The organism is Mesotoga sp. H07.pep.5.3, assembly GCF_002752615.1.
In the GTDB taxonomy this organism is placed as follows: domain Bacteria; phylum Thermotogota; class Thermotogae; order Petrotogales; family Kosmotogaceae; genus Mesotoga; species Mesotoga prima.
This window is the reverse complement of the sequence record NZ_AYTV01000002.1, coordinates 195,151-218,132: the sequence shown is the minus strand read 5'-3', so window position 1 is coordinate 218,132 and position 22,982 is coordinate 195,151. Positions and strand designations below refer to the sequence as shown.

25 protein-coding genes are annotated in these 22,982 nt (G+C 45.7%); 4 read left to right on the top strand and 21 right to left on the bottom strand.

Features of this window, described 5'->3' with window-relative positions; genetic code table 11:
- Nucleotides 1-265: 265 nt before the first annotated feature.
- From infB to V513_RS01960, 7 genes are all read right to left on the bottom strand, one after another.
- Nucleotides 266-2,350, bottom strand: coding sequence for a translation initiation factor IF-2 (gene infB / locus V513_RS01990; protein ID WP_099771468.1), 2,085 nt, complete (start codon nt 2,348-2,350; stop codon nt 266-268).
- 3 nt (nt 2,351-2,353) lie between these two features.
- Nucleotides 2,354-2,680, bottom strand: coding sequence for a L7Ae/L30e/S12e/Gadd45 family ribosomal protein (locus V513_RS01985; RefSeq protein WP_006487088.1), 327 nt, complete (start codon nt 2,678-2,680; stop codon nt 2,354-2,356).
- A 13-nt stretch (nt 2,681-2,693) separates the two neighbouring features.
- The gene (locus V513_RS01980; RefSeq protein ID WP_257211883.1) at nt 2,694-3,320 is read right to left on the bottom strand and encodes an MBL fold metallo-hydrolase; all 627 of its coding nucleotides are present in this window, start codon (nt 3,318-3,320) and stop codon (nt 2,694-2,696) included.
- Nucleotides 3,321-3,384: 64 nt separating this feature from the next.
- Nucleotides 3,385-3,903, bottom strand: a complete 519-nt coding sequence (gene yfcE, locus V513_RS01975) for a phosphodiesterase (RefSeq protein WP_257211882.1) — start codon at nt 3,901-3,903, stop codon at nt 3,385-3,387.
- Nucleotides 3,903-4,550 carry a thiamine diphosphokinase gene (locus V513_RS01970; RefSeq protein ID WP_099771466.1) on the bottom strand — a complete coding sequence of 216 codons (648 nt, stop codon included), beginning with the start codon at nt 4,548-4,550 and terminating at the stop codon, nt 3,903-3,905. The genes yfcE and V513_RS01970 overlap by 1 nt, the downstream gene beginning before the upstream one ends.
- A complete protein-coding gene (locus V513_RS01965; RefSeq protein WP_099771465.1) occupies nt 4,547-5,737 on the bottom strand; it encodes an RNA polymerase subunit sigma-54 in 1,191 nt (396 codons plus the stop codon). The genes V513_RS01970 and V513_RS01965 overlap by 4 nt, the downstream gene beginning before the upstream one ends.
- Before the next feature lie 13 nt (nt 5,738-5,750).
- Nucleotides 5,751-7,238: an NAD(P)H-hydrate dehydratase gene (locus V513_RS01960; protein ID WP_099771464.1), complete on the bottom strand. Its 1,488-nt coding sequence runs from the start codon at nt 7,236-7,238 to the stop codon at nt 5,751-5,753.
- Between the two features lie 77 nt (nt 7,239-7,315).
- Here V513_RS01960 and V513_RS01955 point away from each other — a divergent pair, with 77 nt between their 5' ends.
- A complete protein-coding gene (locus V513_RS01955; protein ID WP_099771463.1) occupies nt 7,316-8,032 on the top strand; it encodes a hypothetical protein in 717 nt (238 codons plus the stop codon).
- Here V513_RS01955 and V513_RS01950 read toward each other — a convergent pair.
- Nucleotides 8,023-8,274: a hypothetical protein gene (locus V513_RS01950; protein ID WP_099771480.1), complete on the bottom strand. Its 252-nt coding sequence runs from the start codon at nt 8,272-8,274 to the stop codon at nt 8,023-8,025. The two genes, V513_RS01955 and V513_RS01950, sit on opposite strands and share 10 nt — an antisense overlap.
- Nucleotides 8,275-8,442: 168 nt before the next feature.
- On the opposite strand from V513_RS01950, the gene V513_RS01945 reads away from it, so the two are divergent.
- Nucleotides 8,443-8,850: a methylglyoxal synthase gene (locus V513_RS01945; protein WP_006487072.1), complete on the top strand. Its 408-nt coding sequence runs from the start codon at nt 8,443-8,445 to the stop codon at nt 8,848-8,850.
- Here V513_RS01945 and V513_RS01940 read toward each other — a convergent pair.
- The 10 genes from V513_RS01940 to V513_RS01895 all read right to left on the bottom strand — a co-directional run bounded on the left by V513_RS01940 (nt 8,767) and on the right by V513_RS01895 (nt 16,550).
- Complete coding sequence (locus V513_RS01940; RefSeq protein WP_099771462.1) at nt 8,767-10,005, bottom strand: DNA polymerase Y family protein; 1,239 nt, start codon at nt 10,003-10,005, stop codon at nt 8,767-8,769. The two genes, V513_RS01945 and V513_RS01940, sit on opposite strands and share 84 nt — an antisense overlap.
- 5 nt (nt 10,006-10,010) lie before the next feature.
- Nucleotides 10,011-10,250: a hypothetical protein gene (locus tag V513_RS01935; protein ID WP_257211880.1), complete on the bottom strand. Its 240-nt coding sequence runs from the start codon at nt 10,248-10,250 to the stop codon at nt 10,011-10,013.
- Between the two features lie 74 nt (nt 10,251-10,324).
- Nucleotides 10,325-10,783: a SprT-like domain-containing protein gene (locus V513_RS01930; protein WP_099771479.1), complete on the bottom strand. Its 459-nt coding sequence runs from the start codon at nt 10,781-10,783 to the stop codon at nt 10,325-10,327.
- Nucleotides 10,784-10,879: 96 nt separating this feature from the next.
- Complete coding sequence (locus V513_RS01925; protein ID WP_099771460.1) at nt 10,880-11,305, bottom strand: biotin/lipoyl-containing protein; 426 nt, start codon at nt 11,303-11,305, stop codon at nt 10,880-10,882.
- Nucleotides 11,302-11,652: an OadG family protein gene (locus tag V513_RS01920; protein ID WP_099771459.1), complete on the bottom strand. Its 351-nt coding sequence runs from the start codon at nt 11,650-11,652 to the stop codon at nt 11,302-11,304. The genes V513_RS01925 and V513_RS01920 overlap by 4 nt, the downstream gene beginning before the upstream one ends.
- A 10-nt stretch (nt 11,653-11,662) precedes the next feature.
- Nucleotides 11,663-13,201, bottom strand: a complete 1,539-nt coding sequence (locus V513_RS01915; RefSeq protein ID WP_099771458.1) for an acyl-CoA carboxylase subunit beta — start codon at nt 13,199-13,201, stop codon at nt 11,663-11,665.
- 12 nt (nt 13,202-13,213) lie between these two features.
- A complete protein-coding gene (mce, locus tag V513_RS01910; protein WP_099771457.1) occupies nt 13,214-13,621 on the bottom strand; it encodes a methylmalonyl-CoA epimerase in 408 nt (135 codons plus the stop codon).
- A gap of 5 nt (nt 13,622-13,626) precedes the next feature.
- On the bottom strand, nt 13,627-14,475 hold the full coding sequence (meaB, locus tag V513_RS01905) for a methylmalonyl Co-A mutase-associated GTPase MeaB (protein ID WP_257211879.1): 849 nt from the start codon (nt 14,473-14,475) through the stop codon (nt 13,627-13,629).
- 5 nt (nt 14,476-14,480) lie between these two features.
- Nucleotides 14,481-14,870, bottom strand: a complete 390-nt coding sequence (locus V513_RS01900) for a cobalamin B12-binding domain-containing protein (RefSeq protein WP_099771455.1) — start codon at nt 14,868-14,870, stop codon at nt 14,481-14,483.
- 15 nt (nt 14,871-14,885) lie between these two features.
- Nucleotides 14,886-16,550, bottom strand: a complete 1,665-nt coding sequence (locus tag V513_RS01895) for an acyl-CoA mutase large subunit family protein (protein WP_099771454.1) — start codon at nt 16,548-16,550, stop codon at nt 14,886-14,888.
- A 164-nt stretch (nt 16,551-16,714) separates the two neighbouring features.
- On the opposite strand from V513_RS01895, the gene V513_RS01890 reads away from it, so the two are divergent.
- Both V513_RS01890 and V513_RS01885 read left to right on the top strand, forming a co-directional pair.
- A complete protein-coding gene (locus V513_RS01890) occupies nt 16,715-17,713 on the top strand; it encodes a M42 family metallopeptidase (RefSeq protein ID WP_099771453.1) in 999 nt (332 codons plus the stop codon).
- Nucleotides 17,713-19,491 carry a radical SAM protein gene (locus V513_RS01885; RefSeq protein WP_099771478.1) on the top strand — a complete coding sequence of 593 codons (1,779 nt, stop codon included), beginning with the start codon at nt 17,713-17,715 and terminating at the stop codon, nt 19,489-19,491. The genes V513_RS01890 and V513_RS01885 overlap by 1 nt, the downstream gene beginning before the upstream one ends.
- Here V513_RS01885 and murC read toward each other — a convergent pair.
- From murC to V513_RS01870, 3 genes are read right to left on the bottom strand one after another with little or no spacing between them, the layout of a single operon-like run.
- Nucleotides 19,469-20,812: a UDP-N-acetylmuramate--L-alanine ligase gene (gene murC, locus V513_RS01880; RefSeq protein ID WP_099771452.1), complete on the bottom strand. Its 1,344-nt coding sequence runs from the start codon at nt 20,810-20,812 to the stop codon at nt 19,469-19,471. The two genes, V513_RS01885 and murC, sit on opposite strands and share 23 nt — an antisense overlap.
- Nucleotides 20,809-21,879, bottom strand: coding sequence for a UDP-N-acetylglucosamine--N-acetylmuramyl-(pentapeptide) pyrophosphoryl-undecaprenol N-acetylglucosamine transferase (locus tag V513_RS01875; RefSeq protein WP_099771451.1), 1,071 nt, complete (start codon nt 21,877-21,879; stop codon nt 20,809-20,811). The genes murC and V513_RS01875 overlap by 4 nt, the downstream gene beginning before the upstream one ends.
- Nucleotides 21,866-22,981: an FtsW/RodA/SpoVE family cell cycle protein gene (locus V513_RS01870; RefSeq protein ID WP_099771450.1), complete on the bottom strand. Its 1,116-nt coding sequence runs from the start codon at nt 22,979-22,981 to the stop codon at nt 21,866-21,868. Before V513_RS01870 ends, V513_RS01875 begins: the two co-directional genes overlap by 14 nt.
- Nucleotide 22,982 lies beyond the last annotated feature (1 nt).

Genomic DNA, 22,982 nt, shown 5'->3' with positions numbered 1-22,982 from the left:
CCGACCACGGTCTTACAACTCCAGATCCTGGAATAAATCTGATGACATAGTGAATGTGTTACGGAAAGTTACGGATGTTCGATGTGCTCGGTAAAACTGAGAATCATGAACGGTGCAGCGCTTCTGCTCGCCAGATTCAGACTCGGGACCTAAGATCCGCTCTGTTGATAAGAGTTTTCTCTTCTGAAACCGATGCCACTTTGTCCAGGCCTCTCATCCGAAAAAAAGTGGCCCCATAAAGGGACCTCTTTCATCTAACGGGGACTTATTCGGTGAAATCTATTGTTCTCTTTACGCTCTTTTTGCTGTGAAACTCTAACTGATCTTCTTCCTGGAAATCATCGAAGCCTACCGCCTTGATTCCGCACTCTTTTGGGGCGTCGACTCGGCTTACATCATCCTTGTAGTGTTTTAAGACTTCTATTGCAAGGTCTGCCACTTCCTCGTTTCTTCTGTAAACTCTCATCTTGCCCTTTTTCAATACATATCCGTCGTTGATCTGTACACCTGCAATGGTCCCAACCTTACTAATTTTGAAAAGCTGCTTTATATGGCCATGACCGATTACTTCATCGACTTCTTCCGGTTCTAAAAGCCCCTCAAGAGCTTTCTTCAAATCGTCTATCAGATTGAAGATTATCTCGTAGACCTTTATCTGAACTCCTTCAACTTCGGCCTGCTTTCTCGCCATTGCATCGGGTTTTACCTTAAACCCCATTATAACTGCGTCGGATGCAGATGCAAGCATCACGTCACTTGAATTCACTGAACCTATACCGGAATGAACTACTTCAATCTTCACGTCACTGTTCTCAAGCTTAGCCATTGCCTGTTTCAAGGCTTCGACAGTGCCAAAAGAATCTGCCTTTAATATAAGCTTAAGTTCCTTTTTCTCATCGGTGGTTCCGGTCATTGACAGGAACTCTTCGAGTCTGACGTGGCGTTTGGTGGTGACAGATTTCTCTTTCTGGGCTTGACTTCTCGCAAAGTCCGCCAGAGACCTGGAGGTATCGAGATCATCAACTGCGTATACTATGCTATGTACATCTGGCACCTCATCAAAACCAATGATCTGTACCGGGTCGGATGGATTAGCCTCCTTAACACGCTTTCCATATTCGTTTATCAGCGCTTTTACTCTGCCTGAAGCCGAGCCCGCAACAACATAGCTTCCCGGTTTCAGCACCCCATCTTTGATCACCAGAGTAGCTAGCGGGCCCACTGCCTTGTCCAGCCTGGAATCTATTATAATACCTCTTGCATTTCCTTCCGGGATGCATTTGATATCGGCTACTTCGGCAACCAGGAGTATCATTTCGAGGACATCTTCCACGCCCTTTCCAGTCTTGGCAGATACGGGAACCATTACTGTGTCTCCTCCCCAGTCTTCTGGAACAAGTCCAAGCTTTGAAGCAAGCTGCTGTTTTGTGAGGTCAACATTGGCGTTCGGTTTATCGATCTTGTTTATTGCAACTATTATGGGAACGTTCGCTGTCTTGGCGTGGTTATATGCCTCTATGGTCTGTGGCATAACTCCATCGTCCGCCGCGACAACAAGAACTACGATATCCGTCGCCTGAGCGCCTCTAGCTCTCATTTCGGTAAAAGCTTCGTGCCCTGGCGTGTCGATGAATGTTATCTTCTTATTTCTTATTTCGACCTGGTAGGCACCGATCGTCTGTGTAATTCCACCGATCTCGTCTTCAGCAACTTTTGCCTTCCTTATTCTGTCAAGAAGGGTGGTCTTACCATGATCGACGTGCCCCATTACAGTCACAACAGGTGGTCTCTGAACAAGTCTGGAGCTCTCCTTATAAGCATCGGAGTATGCACTTACAATAGCATCAAAAGGATTGATCTCCTGTTCATGTATCAGTTCCACTTCCCATTCGTAGTTCTTAGCAATGTTCATCGCGTCTTCAAGAGAAAGTATCTGACCGGGACGAAGTATTATGCCGTTCATAAACTGATCCTTGATCACCTTAGAAATAGGAACGTTCATTTTCTTCGCGAGTACATCGAGCTTGAATTCATTACTCTTTAGCTTGATTGTCCTTGCTTTATGTTCAACCGGTATTTTCTTCTCGGTTGGCGGCTCCTCTATGGAGACCAGTTTCTTTTCAAGTTTTTTTGCCTCTTTTTCCTGAATCTTGCTCTTCGCCTTTTCGGCCTTCCTCAGAGTCTCTTTCTTTTCTTCCTCATAGAGACCGACGATAATATTCACGGTCTCTTCGTCAAGAACTGACATATGGTTCTTGACGGTAACACCGAGCTCCTCAAGTTCATCCAGCAGCTCTCTTGCCGTTATATTAAGTCTCTTAGCAAGCTCGTACACTCTGGCTTTTGGCATAGCTCAGTCACCTCCCGCCTGTGTGATTATCTTTGAGATTTCGTCTGCAAGGCCGTCATCGGCAATTGCCACTGCAGATATGTTGTCCTTGCCGATGGCCCTTCCCAGAGCGACGCGGTCGTGTTCTTTGAGGAGGATACAGCTTGCCCCATGGCTCTTGCACCTCTTTACCCAGTCTTCCTTTATCGAATCGCTGGTATCGCTAGCCAGAATCAAAGATTTCCTCTTGAATGGCTGCCTCAAGTAACTTCTTAGTTGTTCTTTACCAAACACAACCTTGTTTGCCCTTCTACCTATTCCTAGGAGAGATAAAACTCTCTTTTCATCCATTTTATGCCCTCGATCAACGATATTTGAGGACTACTACTCTGGTTCCCACATTCGCCTTTTCTTTCAGTTCCAGCTTTTCACACTGTTCAAAGGGCTCTCCGGCAAGAAAGTCTTCAACTCCCGCAAGCTGGAAAGTGAGGTCCTTCGTCTTGAAGTGCATCGGCACGACGTAAGAGGGAGCTAGATCTCTAGTAAGCTCTCGAGCTAACCCTGCATCAATCGTATACACTCCACCGACAGGAACAAGGAGAATATCAGGACTCTTCAATGTCTCTGTTAAGTCTGGGCCCAGTCGGTGGCCAAGATCGCCGCAGTGAACAACTCTGAATCCGTCGGGAGTTGTCACCTCGAAGATGATATTCTTACCGCGTTTCTTTCCTTCAACATCATCATGAAATGTGGGATGGCCTTTGATAATGAAACCGTAAACTTTCTCGCTCACCGGCTGATTCACAAGTATGTACCCTGACTCAAATCGGTTGTGTGCATTGTGGTCGTGGTGCTGATGAGATTCCAGAATAATGTCCGGCTTAACCTCGGGCAACTCATAACCGACGCCTTCATCGAAGGGATCGATCAAAAGAGTCTTTCCATCGCACTCAAGCGAAAAACACGAATGTCCATGCCATCTCAAAACCATATTCATCACCCAGATATTTATTATATCATGGGTTCAGTCACATGTTTATCGAAAGCAAGCGCCGCTAGAGAGCCAAAGCCTTGAGCTCAAAGCCATTGCTGTTCCTGAGAGATATGATCCCCTTTTTGAAGTCGATTGTCCCGCAGGAGCCACCGGTCTGGTCTTTAGGCAGAGAAAGGCTGCCCGGATTCATGAAGATGATCCCATTATCTCTTCTGAGGAGGGAAATGTGGGTATGACCGGAAATTACAATTCCACGTTCGAAAGGCACCTCGTGTTTCATGTGGCCATGCGAAATGAAGATTCCTAAATCGTTTATCAGCAATGTGAGTGCGCTCGCCGCATTTTCCAATCCGACAAGTTCGAGGTCTATCTCGCTGTCGCAGTTACCTCTGACGCCTACAATTCTGCCGCTGAACTTTGCTAGAAGAGTTGCAAGTCCTTTTGGATCGTATCCTTCAGGCAAAGGATTCCTTGGACCGTGATATAGGAAATCACCACTATGCATGATCAAAGTATTTTGACCTACTTCTTCAAGTATTCTCGTCAAAGGCGATAAAGCACCGTGAGTATCGGACAGCACTAGTACCTTTTCAACCATCTGAAATATAAGGCAGTGCCTCCCTTGCAGGAAATCTGTATTTCTTCATCAACGGTTTCATTTGAAACGCCAAGCGGCTTTCCATAATCGAGAGATGCGTCGGTTAGTGGAAATTTGAAACCTTCAAGAGAGACTATTGTCTGCTGGCCGCCATATGGAAAGAGGGACCAGATCTCACCTCGATTTACAAAGAGGGTCATTTCTCTAGAGACCATACCGATTTCGACGTTCTCTTCGATAATAGTAGCTTTGAGAGTGTGTCTTAGACCATATATAGACGCTAAGGTCCCCATGAAATGATCTAGCCGGAGACCCGTTGCGCCAAAGATTTCTACATTTGAAAAACCACGCTCCTCAAGGGCTTGAAGCGCGATTTGGGTGTCTGTGTCATCCTTCTCGGGTGGATAAATTAACACAAGCGATCCTCTTCCTCTGCACCACTGGAGGGTCTCCTGGCTTACGGAATCCATATCGCCTACAAGGAGATCGGGATGTCTCCCCAGGCTTTTAAGCATTTCTGCCCCTGAATCGGCGGCCGAAACAAATGATGTCTCATTGAGTTTTCTGAAATAGAACTCAATAGTAGATATGTATTGTCCACCTACAAACAGCAGGGCCTTCGTCTTCATTTCGACTTCCCCAGTCCTAACTGATTTCTATATTTATTGACGGTTCTTCTGGCTATGCTGATATCTCTGTTGTTAAGCACGATAACAAGCTCTGCATCTGAAATGTCTGGGTTGCCTCTGACAATTTCGGCAATCACCTCAAGAGCCTGTTCCTTCTCCTGCAAATTTCCAAAGAAGTACCTGATCGGAAAAGTCCCTACAGGAGTCTGAACGAACTTATCCTTAACAGCTCTGCTTACCGTTGAAACTACAACTCCTATCTTGTCGGCAACTGAATTCATCTTCAACGGTCTTATCTTTTCGCTGGTCTTAAGTAGAAATGGCGCGTTCCTTATCACTATTTCGTTGCCAATTGTTATCAGCGTTGCCTTTCTCCTTTCGAGAGCGCTTATGTAGAACTTTGCTTCCTCGAGTTTCTCTTCAAGATATTTCTTTGCTGTTTTTTCGCCGTGTTCCATGATCTCCTCATACGACTCGTCAACACTAAGTACAAGTGAATAGTCCCTTACCGTAACAATGAACTTCTCATCGATAAACTCTATATAGAGATCTGGTTCAACGTATCTTACAAAAGCGCCGTCACTGTATCCCGAAGAAGGGAAGAGACCCGGTCCCAACAGGGCCTCTATCTCTTCCCTTGAAGATGCAAAGATGCCGTCGAAACCCCCGTCCCTCATAGTCGAGATGACACAGCAAAGCCCATCGACGGAACAGTGATTCTCGCGAGCAATCTTTTCCAGATCCTCAGTAAGCATTCCTAGATCGTCCATGTAATCAAGGAGTATTTCGAAAAGGGAGAAAAGATCATCGTCAAGGATATAGAAAGCGAAATCTCTGAGTATTTCTCTGAACGTTGGTTGCTGTGCTTCAATCCGGTCGAAGTCCCATCCATCCCTGTCAGTACTTTCAGGTTTCATGTAGATCGAGTTGTTTTCGGGAAGTGAGTAAAGATCTCCATCTTCTGTATTTTCCTCGTCTTCTGGAGAGCTTTCCAGATCGCTTTTCCCTTCTATTAGCTCATAATCCTCTCTCTTCATTTCAAGAAGCGGGTTGGCTTGAACTATCTCTTCTAACTCGGCCGTAATTTCCATTGAATTCAGTTGAAGGAGCTTCAAAGCCTGCTGAGCTTTGAGAGAAAGTCCGAGTTTTTGTTCGAGACGTTGAGAGACATTATGATTGAGTTCCATTAATTCTTCCCCTTCACTTCTGTTCCAGTTCCTTAAAAACCAGTGAGTAAAAATCGGCTATTTGAGAAGCTGAGTTGCAGGGCTCTGAAACAATCGATAGCTCTGCAGCTCTGCCCATGAAATACATAGCAAGTATCGCCGATTTGGTCAGTTCGCCCGTTTGTGAAGCGAAACCGGCAATAGTTCCTGAAAGAAGGTCACCGCTCCCTGCCTTTGCGAGACCGGTATTCCCCGTCGTATTTATGGTTATCTTTCCTTTGTCATCACATAGTACAGACGAAGCCCCCTTCAGAATGGCAGTTGTTCTGTTACCAACGCAAAACTGAATGAAGGATTTGAGATCAGTCTTACCTTCGTTCATCCGCGCAAACTCACCAATGTGCGGCGTTATTATGATTCTTTCAGATCGGGCGAGGACCGAGAGATCCTTTGAGAGAGCGTAAAGTCCATCTGCGTCTACGACGAAATTTCTATCCGGGAAACTCTGGAGCAATTTAAGAATGAACTCAATACTTTCTTTTTCTCTTCCAGCACCCGGACCAACAACAATCGAGTCGATTTTTTCCATGATTTTTGGAAGTAGCTCGATATCTCCTGGGATGAGGAAGTCCCCCCGACTTTCATAAGCGATGGCCTCGGGAAGGTTGTTTCTTATAACGGTTGCAGATCCCTTAGGGGTGTATGTGTAGACCATTCCACAACCAGATCGGAACGCCCCTAGAGCGGAGAGATACGGAGCACCTGTATAAATGTTGCTTCCCCCTACAACAAGCACGGAACCGAACGTGCCTTTGTAACTGTTAGGAGCTCTTTCCGGAATGAGTTTTGAAACCATCTCATCATCAATGATTTCTGGCTCAGCAAGAGAATCCATCACATTCTTTGGAAAGCCTGCACTTCCTACCACTATATCGCCGCAGAACTCGCGCCCCGGATAGAGAAAATGGCCTGTCTTGGCCAATCCAAAGGTAACCGTTTTGTGAGCCCTGAAGCAGGATTTTGAAATGCTGCCATCGAATCCAGACACTCCGGAGGGAATGTCCACGGCCAGCCTGATTACGTCCAGTCGATTAACAAAATCAAATATCTGTGCGACTCCTGATTCGAGGTCTCCGTGAAACCCAGTCCCAAAGACTGCGTCGATTACTATGTCAGCTTTTGAAAGGAGTTCCTCCACGTCGGTCTTCTCTCCGATTACTATGATCTGGCCGCCAAGCGAACTGTACAAAGTTGCGTTCGCTTTACAGTCAACCGTCGAGGGAACATAGCACTGAACAACCTTTACACGAATTCCAGCACATAGAAGCAACCTTGCAACTGTGTATCCGTCTCCCCCGTTATTACCTCCGCCGCATAGGACGACTGCGTTACTCAAGCTGAATCTTCTAATCTCTTCGAAGACACTGCGAGCTGCTTCTTCCATTAGAAGTAATGAAGGCACTCCGCTGTCTATTATAGTTTTATCTATTTTCCTCATTTGGTCGGGAAACGCTACTTTCAAATCATCACCCCTAAATCAGATCTTATCATTTTTCTCTTTCTCCTGGCATGTTATAATCTCGCGAAGAGGTGGACAAGATGAAACATTGCTTGGTACTCGTCATCGCTTTTTCTTTGCTTGTCGGAGCATCGTTGCTCGCTTCTGAAAGTGTATACGATGACCTGACCCTGTTTATCCAGCAAGTCGTTGAAGCGGGCGATATAGACGCACTGGTTGGGATTCACTTTCATTTAGCCGATACTGAAAGTGCCGATTCAGGATACAGAGACCTAGATTTGAAGGCAAGAATTATCATGGTCGGCGGTGAGGATTTTTACATAGAGTTTTTCGAGCCGGACGAACTGAGTAAGATAGCTCTGGTTTATCTTATCAGGGAGGAAGTGGTCTTCAGCGTTGTGGACGGCGACCCCTGGAAGCAGTACAAATCTACTTACCAGACGGATTTTATTGCGAAGTTAATTGAGGATTTCTTCAGCGGTCTCCTTGATTCGAGAAACTTCACCTGGACAGTAAGTACCGAAGAGGAGAGAAGGATTTATATGATCGATCCTTCCGAGCAAAGGCTGAAAGTTCTCGGCCTTCTCGGTGGTGGGGGTTATCTTCCAAATCTTATGCATATCCACGTCTCTTTGCTGAGAAAAGAAGGCTACTTTCCGAAAATAGAGTACGTGAAAATAACCGACAGGGTAGGCGACGAGTATCTTCTCATCGAAATAGAGGAGTTCAAGACTGTAGTCGATAGATCGATATTCACTGAACTCAGAAGTAAATACTACGAAACCTTTCAGAAGTAATCGCTCCTTATATGTATCAGTATTCTTGGAATGTCTATGTCTAGGTCTCTGTCGTGGGGTCTGGTTGTTACAGTGAAATCTCTGAGCCTTATATATACGCTCTTTCTTACCCTTACCTCACCTCTGATCAACAGATAGCAACCTTTATATATCTCGGCAAAGACTCTTTTTGAATTCCTTTCGTCAAAACGGATATCGAAGATCTCCTCTGTCTCCCTTGCACTTCTGTAACCGAAGATCATCACTCTAAAAAATCCTCCCCGGACAGTTGATTCCGGGTCTGTTATTGCCTCTCCGTATAGTGTTATCTCGTTAAATGAAAGGGACAGATCGACTCACCTCAGCTAACCGCTTGAAATTTCGATGGCCCGAATGTGTTATCATCTTCTTGTCAGATAACGGAGGTAGCCATGAGCGAAAAACCACGAATTGCTTTAATAGCTCACGATAAGAAAAAGATAGATCTGATAATGTTCGTAAGGGAGCACGTAGATGTCTTCAAAAAGTGCGCCCTTTTTGCAACCAGCACGACCGGTAACATCCTAAGGGAGAAAGTGAAACTAGAGCTCACTTCCTTCAAATCAGGCCCCTTGGGGGGAGATCTTCAAATAGGCTCCCTGGTTGCCAGCGATGAAATCGATTTCGTCATCTTTTTGAGAGACCCGCTAACGGCTCAACCTCATGAACCGGATGTAAGCGCACTTCTAAGAGTGTGCGATGTTCACAATAAGCCGTTAGCAACTAACCTCGCGACGGCAGAAGCCCTGGTAATGGAGATCAGAAGGTTTCTCAAGCTTTCTGATGTCGGGAAGGAATAGTATATTTCCCGGGAATATAGCGTATTCCCCAAACTTCTTCTCTATTTCCAGCACAGTTTCCAGAAGTTCTTTTTCTTTTTCAAAGAGAGAGAGCTGTCTTTGATTCTTCTTTTCGCTTAGAGCCCAGCACGATATTCCTATTGCCCTCACAGATGTACCGTTCCAGATTGATCTGATAAGCCAGGGGGTGATCTCCGTAATATCCTTTATCGATGAAATTGTGAAACTCAACTTCTTTGAAAGAGCCTTGGAGCTTCTATCTGCATATCTCAAGAAGAGACTGATACCGGAACCTTCCATCTTGTATCTTCCCATCCTGTAGATTACCCTTGCCGCCAGGAAATTAGTTACTCTAACTATGAGATCGAAATCGCTTATGTCTCCCGAAAGTGTCATTGAATGACCCACGGATTTTGGTCTTTCTTCTTTGAAAAACTCCTTTCTGGAAAACCTGTTGTTTTTAAGGCTCTGGAGAAAACCCATGAAGGCGTTCCCAAACATTGTGTAAAGATCCATCGGAGAGTCATCCAACCCTTTTAAAAGCTCCCCTGTCGTTCTGTACCCCATAGATTCCAACTTTATTAGTGTGTGTCTTCCGATCCCCGGAACGTCTTTCACGGGTATCTCGTTCAAAAACTCTCTTTCCATACCATCTTTGACAACTACAAACCCATTTGGCTTTGAATAATCACTTGCGATTTTAGATATTATCGGGTTTACCGATATTCCAACGGAGGCCGTTATTCCAAATCTCTCTTTCAAATCTCTTTTGAAGGAAATAAATCTATTTATGGATTCCTCCAGCCTGGTGTGAAAGCTCAGGTCTAGATAAGCCTCGTCCACACTTGCAACCATTACCCTGGGCGATACCGACGTCAACATCTTCATGATCTCTTTCGAGACATAGCCGTATTTCTTTGACTGTACTCCAACAGCTATCAGATCGGGACAGAGCTTAACAGCCTCGAAGAAGGCCATTCCAGATTTGACCCCGAATCTCTTAGCCTCGTAACTCGCCGAAGTCACTACCGAATGCCTCTTTCCGATTCCCGTTACGGCTATCGGTTTGCCCTTTAAAGTTGGATTTGCCGCCTGCTCGATACTTGCGAAAAACGCATCCATATCTATATGAGATACATAAGAAATTCCTTTCAAGACAATCAACCCCCAAGAGTATAGCTGTACCACTTCTTCGAATCTTCTTCGAATTCAAGATTGTAAGCTCCAAGTGTCGTCAATACGGAAAAATGGTAGACTTTCTGGGTTCCCACAGCCTCTACCCAAAAAGAAGTGACAGCATTTACGATTATTTTTATACCATCATAACTGAATTTTATCGGAACAAAATAATCTTCATGAAAATATACAAGCACCTTTGTAAGCCTCTTATAGGTCCCCATAAATATCACCACTTAGATATTAGGTATAAATAATTATAACAGATGAATTTCCAAAAAGGCAAGTATTGTTAGAATTATTTTCCTTGAAGTTCTATAGGAGCTTTACAGCAAGAAGACAAGCCGTTCTTCCTTCTACGGTTGAAGGAAATTGCGACTGTCCTCTTGCATACAGAGCATACCCATATGTGTACCGGAAGTCCTTCATATTCGGCCACAATATCGAATCCCAACTCTTGAGAGAGCTTGCGGAACTCCGGAGAATTATGAGAGAAGTCCCTGTCGTTCATCATCAAATAGAAGTGGGAAAGCTCATGAAGCAAGGTTTTCTTAAGAAGCTCCTCATTGTCGGATATAGAAGAAGAGATTTCGATCCTCAGCGGCGTCAGCATCTCACGGCTCTTAGAGTAAACAAGCCTGCCAAGTACCCTCTTAAGTCTGGAGTTGAAGGAGAAGGGTATGTCGGGAAAGACCCCGAAGGCCCTAAGGGAAAGCTCTCTAGCCTTTGTAGCAAGGTTTCTGTCTGCTGAATCCATCCTATCTCCCTTCTGTTGAAGAAGAACGGCTTGCACGAAATCAACTGCGAAAAGTAGTTGCTCATGCAAAAACATTAGGAGCGGTAATCACCGCTCCTATGACAGTACTATCATTACTTCGCCTGCGTCTATGTTATCTCCTTTTTTTACCCTGATCTCTTTCACAGTACCTGCATCTTCTGAAAGAACACTGTTCTCCATCTTCATGGCTTCCAGCATCACAACTTTCTGACCTGGGGAGACCGAATCTCCAACAGACACGAGCACGTCGAGTATAGTGCCTGACATCGGAGAAAGTATGTCGATCCCTTTTCCCGATCCACTGGTATGCTGTACGGGTTCAACCGATTTTTCAGCCTCCCTAACCGTCTCTGTAGGTTTGGGTCTTTCCACTGCTTCTACTTTTTGAGCAGTCTCCTGTTTCTGAGCTGCGCTCACCGGATTAGAACCTGCCGCCGAAGAAAGCTCCTCAATCTCGACGTCGTATTCCTTACCGTTAACTCGCACTATAAATCTTCTCAATTTCTGCTCCTCCTCACTTTCCAGTAGACGGTCGGTTCTCTACGTTTCCACTGCGAAGCTCTGGCCGAGGGAACCGGAGAGACACTTCTAATTCTGAAATCGCTGTGACCGATTACGGCGTTGACCGCCGCGGCTATCGCCGCAATAACTTCTTCCTCATCGTCCGCTATACTCCTCAGAGGCGCCAATACAGAGTTGAAAGTGGTCTTTTCACTAACGGCTTTCATTCCGTGCCCCTCTTCTCTGGATAGCAGTTTCCCTAGAACATTGAAAATTACGTACAGCATTGCGAGAACAAGAAAAACAATGGCAACTCCTATGAGGGTTATCTGAACATAATCTGGCATCAGATGCACCTCAAAGCGGAATATTCCCGTGCTTCTTCGAAGGTCTGCCTTCGACCTTCGTGTCCAGTGTCTCCAGGGCCCTGATAATCTCCCTTCGACTTTCAGCCGGGTCTATTATCGATTCTATATAGCCTCTCCCGGCGGCGACAAAGGGATTGGCAAACACATCTTTGTATTCCGTTATCTTTTCCTGTCTAGTTTTCTCGGGGTTGTCGGAAGCATCTATTTCTCTCTTGAATATGATATTTGCTGCTCCTTCAGGGCCCATCACGGCGATTTCTGCCCCAGGCCAAGCAAAAACGATGTCCGCGCCGAGATGCTGACTGCCCATTGCAATATATGCCCCTCCGTAGGCCTTTCGCAGAATTAGCGTAATCTTCTGGACGGAGGCCTCGCTGTAAGAATAGAGGAGCTTGGCTCCGTGACGGATTATTCCTCCGTGTTCCTGAGATATCCCGGGGAGGAAGCCGGGCGTGTCGACGAATGTGATAATAGGCAAATTGAAAGCATCTAGAAACCTTATGAATCTTGCGGCTTTGTCGGAAGCATTTATATCTAGAGAACCCGCAAATACTGAGGGCTGATTTGCCACAATTCCTACGGATCTACCGCCAATTCTTGCAAAACCTATGACCATATTCTTGGCGTAGTGTTCGTGTACTTCCAGAAATTTACCATCATCTACGACAAGAGAGATAACTTTCTTTATGTCGTATGACTGCTTCGGATTGTCCGGGACTATTTCTCGAAGTTCCAGAACAGGATCACTGACGGTCGATTCTGTCTTCAAAGGCTCTTCCGAGTTATTCTGCGGAAGGTATTCCAGCAACTCTCTTACCAAGAGCATTGCGTTCTTATCGTCTGGTACTAGGAAATGAGCATTCCCACTCTTAGTGTTATGTACGAGTGCTCCCCCGAGTTCTTCCATAGAGGTCTCTTCACCGGTAACGGCCTTTATAACCTGTGGCCCCGTGATGAACATCTGAGAGTGTTTGTCCGTCATTACAATGAAATCGGTAATTGCCGGCGAATAAACGGCTCCTCCAGCGCATGGACCACAGATAACAGTTATTTGCGGGATAACTCCTGAGGAAAGAGTGTTTCTGTGGAAAATTCCACCGTAGCCAAACAGTGAATCAACGCCCTCCTGAATTCTCGCACCACCGGAATCGTTTATGCCGACGATTGGTATGCCGAGCTTCATGGCCATGTCCTGTACCTTCATTATCTTTTTCGCGTGCATCTCTCCAAGGGAGCCGCCCTGTACCGTGAAGTCTTGAGAGAAGACGGCGATTTTTCGCCCGTTGACGGTTCCTATGCCGGTTATCACGCCGTCGGCGGGAAATTCCTTGTTTTCAAGACCAAAACTGGTGGCCCTGTGCTTCACAAATCTGTCGAATTCTTCAAAGCTTCCTTCATCGCAGAGAGCGTCGATTCTCTCCCTGGCAGTAAGCTTTCCAGATTTGTGATGCTTTTCAATCTTGTCCTGACCACCGCCTAGGGTGATCTTTTCGTTTTTTTCAAAGAAGTCTTCAAGTCTACCGGTCACATCGTTCGCCCCCTAGTGGTGTCCTTCGACAAGTTCCATTAGAACTCCGCCTGTGCTCTTTGGGTGGAGAAATACCACTCTCGTTCCTCCTGCCCCAATCTCGGCCTCCTTCGAAAGCGGTTTCAAATTCAGTGAAACAGCTTCTTCGATCGCAGCTTCAACATTGTCTACATGAAAGGCTATGTGGTGAATTCCCTCTCCCCTGCTTTCGAGGAATTTTGATATCTGGCTGTCTTCAGATATCGGTTCGAGTAGCTCGATTCTCGTATCGCCGGCCTTCACGAAGGCAACTCTCAAACCACGATCGGGAAGCTCTTCGATCCCGGTTAGTTCGAGCTTCAACAGATCTCTGTAAACAGAAAGTCTTTCCTCGATTGATCTAACGGCTATGCCTATATGGTCTATCTTGTCGGATCTCACTTCGACTACCTCCCGATATTCTCTAGAAGATATTTTATCAACTCTTCAAGTTTAGCATTTTCAGCGTAGTGTTCCTTTATAATCTGGTACGCGCTGTTCAAGTTATTGTAAAGGTCGCGCTTTCTTCGCTTTTCGGATAGCTTTCCCGAATTTATATAGTCTTCCAAAATTTCTCCGATCTTCTTGTGAAGCTCTTCAATTCCGTTGCCCTTGATGGAATTCGTTCGGACGACAGGTAATTGCTTTCCAGAGAGCTCAAGGATTGCTCTTGTTCTCGAAAACAGCTGATCGGAGCCGGGGAGATCACTCTTATTTACAACAAATATGTCACCGATCTCCATAATACCGGCCTTCATTGTCTGTACATCGTCTCCAAGACCCGGTGCCAATACGAGAACCACTATATCGGCGAGATTTGCAATATCCGTCTCAGACTGGCCGGCTCCAACTGTCTCGACATAAATCCAGTCGTAACCGCTTCTACCGAGAAACTCAACCGTGTTGTATATCGAAGGACTCAGTCCACCAACATTTCCGCGACTAGCCATCGACCTAACAAAAATCCCGGGATCATCGGTAGCCCTTCTCATCCTTATCCTATCCCCAAGAAAGGCTCCTCCTGTGAACGGGCTTGAAGGATCTATCGCAACAACGGCCGTTGACTTCTCAACTGCACTCATACATGCAAGGCGGTCGGTTAAGGATGATTTCCCTGCTCCCGGGCTCCCTGTAACGCCAATTACGAAGTAGTCTCTTTGAGGTAGTTTGTCGATTATCTTCCTGGCTTCGTCCGTGTCGTTTTCTATTATACTCAAAACTCTGGAAACCTTTAACTGATCTATCTTTAGTTCCATGGATCTCATTTCTTTACCGTTTTCTCAATCTTTTCTGCGATAGATTTCAGGGAAGTTCCCGGTCCAAAAACCTCGAAGATCCCTGCCTTCTTAAGCTCTTCGGCGTCTTCTGGAGGGATAATTCCACCAACAAAGACGGGCTTGTCTCCAATTCCCGAATCTTTCATCAACTGTAGAACTTTGCTGCAGATCTTCATGTGAGCGCCTGAGAGTATGGAGAGTCCTACGACATCGACATCCTCCTGAAGGGCGGCTTTCACAACAGATTCGGGAGACTGCCTGAGGCCCGTGTATATCACTTCCATTCCCGCATCCCTGAGCGCCATAGCAACAACCTTTGCTCCCCTATCGTGTCCATCTAACCCTGGCTTTGCCACTAGTACCTTGATCTTCATCGTCTCCACCCCTCTCTAGAGAATAACGGCTTCGGTGTATTCTCCGAAAACGTCCCTAAGAGCATTCGCGATCTCTCCCAGAGTAGCATAGGCTTTGACAGCCTTAAGTATGAACGGCATGAGGTTATCACTACCCCTTGCCGCCTCTCTGAGATCGTCAAGCAGACTCTCGACTTTGCCATTGTCTCTTCTGGTTCTGAGGATTTCGATCTTCTTTTTCTGCCTGTTTTCGATTGCAGGATCCAGCCTGAGAATATCTTTGACTTCCTTGTCTTCACTTACAAACTCATTTACACCTACGATTATCTGTTCTTTGTTTTCGATAGAAACCTGATATTTGTAGGCGCTGTCAAGGATCTCCTTTTGCACAAATCCATTGCGGACGGCCTCAACCATGCCCCCAAGGTCATCGATTTTCTGAATGTAGTCTATCGCCAGTTCTTCCATTCTGTCTGTAAGCTCCTCTATGAAGTAAGCTCCGCCAAGTGGATCGACAGTATCTGCAACGCCGGTTTCGGAAGCAATTATTTGCTGCGTTCTGAGGGCTATCGTGACGGAGTCTTCTGTTGGCAAACCGAGAGCCTCGTCGAACGAATTTGTGTGAAGTGATTGAGTGCCTCCAAGAACGGCCGCTAATGCCTGAAATGCCACTCTCACAATATTGTTCATGGGTTGCTGGGCGGTCAGAGTAGATCCTCCAGTCTGAGTGTGGAATCTCAGCATCATTGCCTTTTCGTCAGTTACACCGAATCTTTCTTTCATTATTCTGGCCCAAAGTCTTCTCGCTGCTCTGAACTTAGCTATTTCTTCAAGGAACCCATTATGTGAGTTGAAGAAGAAGGACAATCTCTTTCCAAAAACATTGGGATCGAGTCCTGCATCTATGGCCGCCTGTACGTAGGCAATACCGTCTGCCAAAGTGAAGGCGATCTCCTGGACTGAATTGGCTCCGGCCTCTCTTATGTGATATCCGCTAATGCTTATAGTATTGAAGTCGGGGAGGTTCTTTGAGCAGTATTCGAAGATGTCCGTGATCAACCTCATAGATGAATCTGGTGGAAAAATGTAGGTTCCCCTGGCTATGTACTCTTTGAGAATATCGTTCTGAATCGTTCCTGTCAGCTTTGAAGGATCCACACCTTGTTTTTCGCCAACGGCGATGTACATCGCAAGAAGAATCGCAGCTGTAGAGTTGATAGTCATAGAAGTACTGACTCTTTCGAGAGGAATTCCTTCAAAAAGTGTCTCCATGTCCTCAAGCGAGTCAATCGCGACTCCAACCCTTCCTACTTCGCCTTCCGACATGGGGTCATCTGAGTCGTATCCAATCTGAGTCGGAAGATCAAATGCCACCGAAAGGCCAGTTTGTCCCTGAGAGAGAAGATATCTGTATCTCTGGTTAGACTCTTCGGCTGTTCCAAAACCCGCATACTGTCTCATTGTCCAGAGTCTTCCACGGTACATGGTTGGTTGAACTCCCCGTGTGAAGGGATACTGGCCGGGGAATCCGATTTTCTCTTCGTAATCTTCGTTCTCCTTAGGTGTATAGAGAATCTCAACCGGTCCATCAAATGATGTCTTGAACTCCTTCTTTCTTTCGGGAAACCTTTTCAGGAGAGGTATGACTCTTTCTCTCTTCCAGTCGTCTTTGAGTTTTTCCAGTCTCTCTCGATTGCTCACAAAATCTCCTCCATTCATAGGATCTGAATAATGGTTCTAAGATGGACCAATTACTTTCCTCAGTCAAATGCTATCATCTTCGATTATAACTGTCCTGAACGTCTTTGTGAGTCTAACTTCCTAACTTCTTGGCCTTAGGCTATAATTGTTAGGGAGGTGTTTTCATGAATTTGGATAGGCTTACGGAAGTTGTATTTGTTCCGGGCATGACCGGAAGAGAAGAGATGATTAGAGCAAAGATTATCGAGATGCTTCCCGAGGGCGTAGAACCCTTTGTGGACGATCTGGGAAACGTTGTTTTAGAAGTAGGCAACGGAGATTCAACAATCGCTTTTGCAGCTCACATGGATGAAATTGGATTGTTAGTAACTGGTGTGAATTCCGACGGTTCATTGAGCTTCAAGAAGGTTGGAGGAATTGCCGATGAGCTTCTAGTAGGAAGACACCTGGATGTAATAACCTCTTCCGGCGAGTCCATAGATGGAGTGATAGGTATGACACCTCCCCATCTCCGAGAAAAAACCGATCTTTCCTGGCAGAACCAGGTAATAGATGTTGGCACTTCATCAAAGGAAGAAACTGCATCACTGGGAATAGAGGTTCTTGATTACGCAGTATTCAGAAAACAGATCTCAATACTTAACGATAAATATGTGGCAGTTAGGTCCCTTGATGACAGATCTGGCTGTCTTGCCCTTCTGGATCTTCTCGATATGCTTATGGAGACCGACCTCGACAGACGGATTGTTCTTGCTTGGACTGTACAGGAAGAGATCGGATTGATTGGAGCAAGGGCACTATCCGAAAGGCTGAAGCCGAATCTCTTTTTTCCCGTTGATTCTTTTGCATGCTGTTCAAGGCTTACAGGTCACGTTAGGCCCGGGAATGGACCGGTACTAAGAATGTCGGATACTTCATCACTGGGTGATTACGGTCTCGGAAAACGACTTATGGAGTTTTCAAGAGAAAGGGATATTCCTCTTCAGGTGGGGGTAACCGGCGGAGGAACAGATGGAATCCCCTTCCAGCAGAAGGGGACAAAGATGGTTCCACTCGCCATGGCAGTTAAGTATCTTCATTCCGAAACGGAACATATTTCGATGGAAGACTACGACAATCTCGTTAGATTGATGTTTCTTATTTCCACTGAATTCACGGTTTGATGATCAACTCTGACGACATTAGGAAATGGCTAGTCTCTTCGGGAGTGCTAAACAAAGTCGGAAAACCTAGCCGGTACATCGGCAAGGAACTGAATCGCGTCATTAAGGATCCAGACGGCAAGCTGCGTATCCTTCTCTCCTTTCCAGACACATACGAAGTCGGTATGTCACATTTAGGTCTGAAGATCCTCTATAAAGAGCTCAATAAAACCGATGAGTTCTATGCAGAGAGAGCTTACCTTCCGTGGAAGGACATGATCGACGAAATGATCAGCGCTCGTATCCCCCTTTATTCATTAGAGACATACACTGCCGCTGCCCAATTCGACATCGTTGGAATAACGCTTCAGTATGAGCTCTGCTACAGTAATGTGCTCGCGCTGCTTGAACTTGCAGGCATTCCCATTCTACAGAGAGAGAGAACTACGGAGCCCATAGTGTTGGGTGGCGGTCCATGTTCGACCAACCCAGAGCCAATGGCCGACTATTTCGACGCCTTTGTCATTGGAGACGGAGAGGCCGTAACACCTCAGATTTGCAGTGAAGTAAGAGAAAACATAGAACTACTTAGATCTGGCAGAAGAAGGGAACTTCTGGAACTGTTATCAAAGATTCAGGGAGTTTATGTTCCTTCACTAGGAAGAAGAAAGGTCGTCAAAGCAGTTATTGCCGACCTCTCTGACTACGAGATAGACCCCTCTCCACTGGTTCCTTACATGAAAACCGTTCACGACAGAGCTGTCATGGAAGTGATGCGGGGTTGTAATCGCGGCTGCAGATTCTGCCAGGCGGGGATGATTTACAGGCCTGTTAGAGAACGTGGAGTCGATGAGCTAAGGGAATCCGTGCAGAAGGTACTCAAGGCAACGGGATACGATGAGCTCTCCTTTCTCTCACTCTCGACAATGGATCACTCCTCTATAGATGTCCTGACCGAAGAGATCCTGCCTTTACTTGAGCCGCAGAGAGTTGCGCTTTCTCTTCCCAGTACTAGAATAGATTCTTTTGGAGTCGAGATAGCCTCACAAATCGCGTCAATAAGAAAGACCGGCCTAACATTTGCTCCGGAAGCAGGTTCTCAGCGCCTCAGAAATGTAATAAACAAAAATGTTTCCGAGGACGATCTGATGGCTACCGTTAAGGCTGCCAAAAATAGTGGCTGGCAAAGAGTGAAGCTATATTTTATGATTGGTCTGCCTACCGAGAGGGATGAAGATCTTGAAGAGATAGTCAGATTGGCTAGAAAAGTGAAGGCTGTCGGTTTTAAAGAAGTATCTGTTTCTGCTGCAATCTTCATACCAAAACCCCATACACCGTTCCAGTTCTCGCCCCAGATTAGCGAGGTAGAGGCTTCAAGAAGGCTTGGAATCTTGAGAAAGCTGTCGGGAAGGGGAATACAGCTCGGCTGCCACGATCCATCCAGCAGTACAGTTGAAGGTGTGCTAAGTAGGGGCGACAGAAAAGTAGGCAGGGCAATACTAAGGGCTTACAAGTCTGGAGCGATCTTTGACGAGTGGAACGAGGAATTCGATGCTTCAATATGGCAAGAAGCCTTCAAGGCAGAGGGAGTAGACGTACAAGACTATATGAAAGGCTACTCTACTCAGGATGAACTCACCTGGGACCACATTTCACTTGGTATTTCAAAACGCTTTTTTATCGAGGAATATGAAAAAGCCCTAAGAGAAGAGACGACCGGCGATTGCAGATGGGTGGGTTGCACAGGCTGCGCCGTCTGTCAGACTCTAAATGTCACTAATGTGCTTCGCAAAGCTTGAGAGCGCTCATCTTTGAGGCTTCGGTAATATCTCCCGCACCAAGAAAAAGGATTACCGCGTCTCTCTTCTTTTCCAACCACTCAAGTATTTCCGAGTAGTTAACTGCGTGGACAGCAGGAACTCCATAGCTGCTAAGACCCTTCAAGACCTCGGTCTCGTCAATCGCATACTGTCCTTTTTCATAGGCTTCGTAGAGCTTAAAAACACAAACTTCCGTAGCGTCCTTTAGGGAGTTAGCGAAACGGCCGTTCTCTCTTACCAGTCTTGAGTACCTGTGAGGTTGGAAAACCACGATGACATTTTTACCGGGAAAGAACTCTCGAGCTCCTCGAATGGTACTGCTTATCTCATCGGGGGTATGAGCATAATCATCGAAGAAGAAGAGGTTTCTGAAATCGTCGAGCCCTCTGAACGTGAACCTTCTGTCCACAGATCTATATGATTCAAGAGAATTTCTGATGGATTCAGTTGGGACCCCCATTTCATGGGTTAAAGCAATGGCTGCTGTGGCATTGTATACGTTGAACTCTCCAGGGATCATTAACTTGAAAAGACCAAGGTCTTCATTACCTCTAAAACATCTGAAAGTCTGATTCATTATTCCGGTTGATCTATCCGTGAAGCGGTAGTAGCCCCTGTCTCTACCAAACGTTAGAGTATCCGTGAAAATCCTCTCTGAAGCAGGATCATCGGCGTTTGTCACCAGTAGTTTTCCCACACTTCTGGAGAAGTATCTGAAGTGGCTCTTGAGATTGTCAAATGAGTTGTCGTAGTGCTCGAGGTGATCGCCTCTTACATTTGTTATCACGGCAAAGTCAGGCTTGAAAGAAGCAAAGAAACCGTCGCTCTCGTCCAGTTCGCTGACGATTAAATCTCTGCCCTTCCTGTAGTTTCCGTCCTTCAAAATGGGATTAATGCCACCGAGAAAGACTGTGGGATCTCTTCCAGAATCTATCAGTATCTTTGAAACCATTGCAGTAGTGGTCGTCTTTCCATCAGTTCCGGTTATACAAACAGAAGTATCTCTCAAAAGAAGACTCTTTAGAAGCTCCATCCTGTAAATTGTGGGGACGCTCTCGAAGATAGCTCTTTCCAATTCGGGATTGCCCTGTTTTATGGCTGTCGTTCTTACAACGACATCCGGTTTTTCGAAGTTCTCATAGGAGTGACCTATAAAAACACCAATACCCTTCCCCCGAAGGTAAGCTACTCTTTCATTTTCTTCATAGTTCGATCCATAAACCTGGTCACCCTCAGATGCTAAGTGCATTGCCAGACCGCTCATACCAATTCCGCCAATGCCAATAAAGTGATATTTCAAATCGATTCCTCCCGGAGTATATTATCCAATACAATCTCAACTGGTCTTCTTGGAGGTTTGTAGCTGATCTTTCTATGCAACATTTCATTTATTGCAATTCTCAAAGCTGTGGAGGTCAAATTCCCTTCCAGTATAACATAACCAAGTCCAACTCTTTCCAGTGAGCGAGCGTTGTAAAACTGGTGATTTTCTGCCGCGCCGCTCCACGGTATTATTATACCCTTTCTTCCAAAATACTGTAGCTCGGCGATTGTAGTAGCTCCTCCTCTTGACACAACTAGATCCGCGCACGCAATGGCGTCTGTAAGGTCTTCTATGTAAGAAAAGGCTCGCACAAAAGGAAACCGTCTAAGCGAAATTGCCGAGCTTTCATCGCCGGTTGAGTGAAGAAAACTGAGTTCGCAATCATTGCTCTGAATCTCTTCGTAAAGCCCTTCACACGCTCTGTTTATCAGTTCGGATCCAAGACTTCCGCCGAGCACTACAATGAGGGGCTTATTATCCGGAAGATCGAATCTCTTCATTACTTCATTTCTTGTGATCTTCGATTCTCTCACAGGGTTTCCAGAATAAACAATCCTTTCTTTTGGAAGTTCAAGATCTCTTCCACTCTCCTCAAATGAAATGAAGAACCGCCTTGCGTATTTGGCCAATCTCTTATTTGCTATCCCAACTATCGAGTTTTGTTCATGAATGTAAATGGGTATTTCAAGAGTCTTTGCCGCTCTGACAACTGGATAGGAAACGTATCCTCCCGTTGAAAAAAGGAAATCGGGGCTGAATTCGGCAAGCTGTCTCTTTACAGACCTTTCAGTTCTGAGATGCGAAAAGAAAATACTGGCATTGGCAGGACTGTACAGGGGCCTTTTCAGTCCAGTGAGCTTCAGTGACATCTTCCTTACCCCGGGGAAATCTCTCTCAACACTTCTATCATCTATCTTTCCCCAAACCGTGAAATACAATAGCTCTATTTCTCTTACACGACTCAGGGCATGCAGAATTGCAACTGCAGGATAATAGTGCCCTCCGGTTCCCCCGCCACAAAAGGCAACCTTAAGTTTTTTCATTCTGGAGTCCCTTTTCTTTTTCTTCTTCAGATTCTAAGAGTATTGAGAAGACCAGTCCGTAACCGATCATCAATGACATTATCGAAGAACCCCCCGAACTTACGAAGGGGAGTGTGACACCAGTAGGTGGAAAGAGACCCAAATTTACGGCAATATTAATCGTGGCCTGGATCATTATGTAAAGAGCGAATCCAATTATGTAGAGCTTGCCTTCGAGTGTTCTTGAGCCTCTGAGACCGACAACGATAAGCTCTCTTATAAAGCCAACATAGGCAAGCATTAGCACAAGCAATCCAACGAGACCGAGTTCCTCTCCAATAACTGCAAAAATGAAGTCGGAGTAGCTTACGGGCAGGTAATATTTGACAAGTCCCATACCAAGACCTTTACCGGTGAGACCGCCCGAAGAAATCGCCATAAGGGCGTATGAGACTTGCTCATGTTCCTCGCCGGTTAAAGAAGTCAAGAAGGAGGTTATCCTCTGAATCTGATAATCCTCCATGAATCCGCCACTGTACAGAACTAGCACCAAAATTACAACGAAGATAAGTGCTAGCGCTAAATAACGCATTTTGATACCGCCGATTATCATCATGACAAAGGCAATTGCAACGATAATCCCAGTGGTAGAGAGATCCGGCTCAATAAATACCAGTATGGCAAGTGGCGTAAGAATTCCTAGAGGGATCAGAAAAGTTGTCAGGAAATTTCTCTTCTTTAAACCTCCGAAATATTTTGCAAGAACTAGAAGCAAAGAGATCTTTGCAAACTCCGAGACCTGGAGTGAGAAGCTACCAATATCTATCCATCTGTTTGACCCACCCCTGTCTGGGAAGAAGAGCACGGCAACCAGCATGATAAGCGTAAGCGGATAATAGATGGTAAAGGCGTTCTTGAAATGCCAGGAACCTTTCATATATATCATTATGAGAGCACCCGCAAGACCCATTGCATAAGCTATCAGCTGCTTCTCTAGAAACTCGGAAGCAGTCACGTCGGGGTGTCTCGCCTCCATACTTATTCCGGCACTATAAATGAACACCAGCCCAAAAATTACGAAGACACTTGTGTACAGCGCCAGTACCAAATAGGTCCTCTTCATA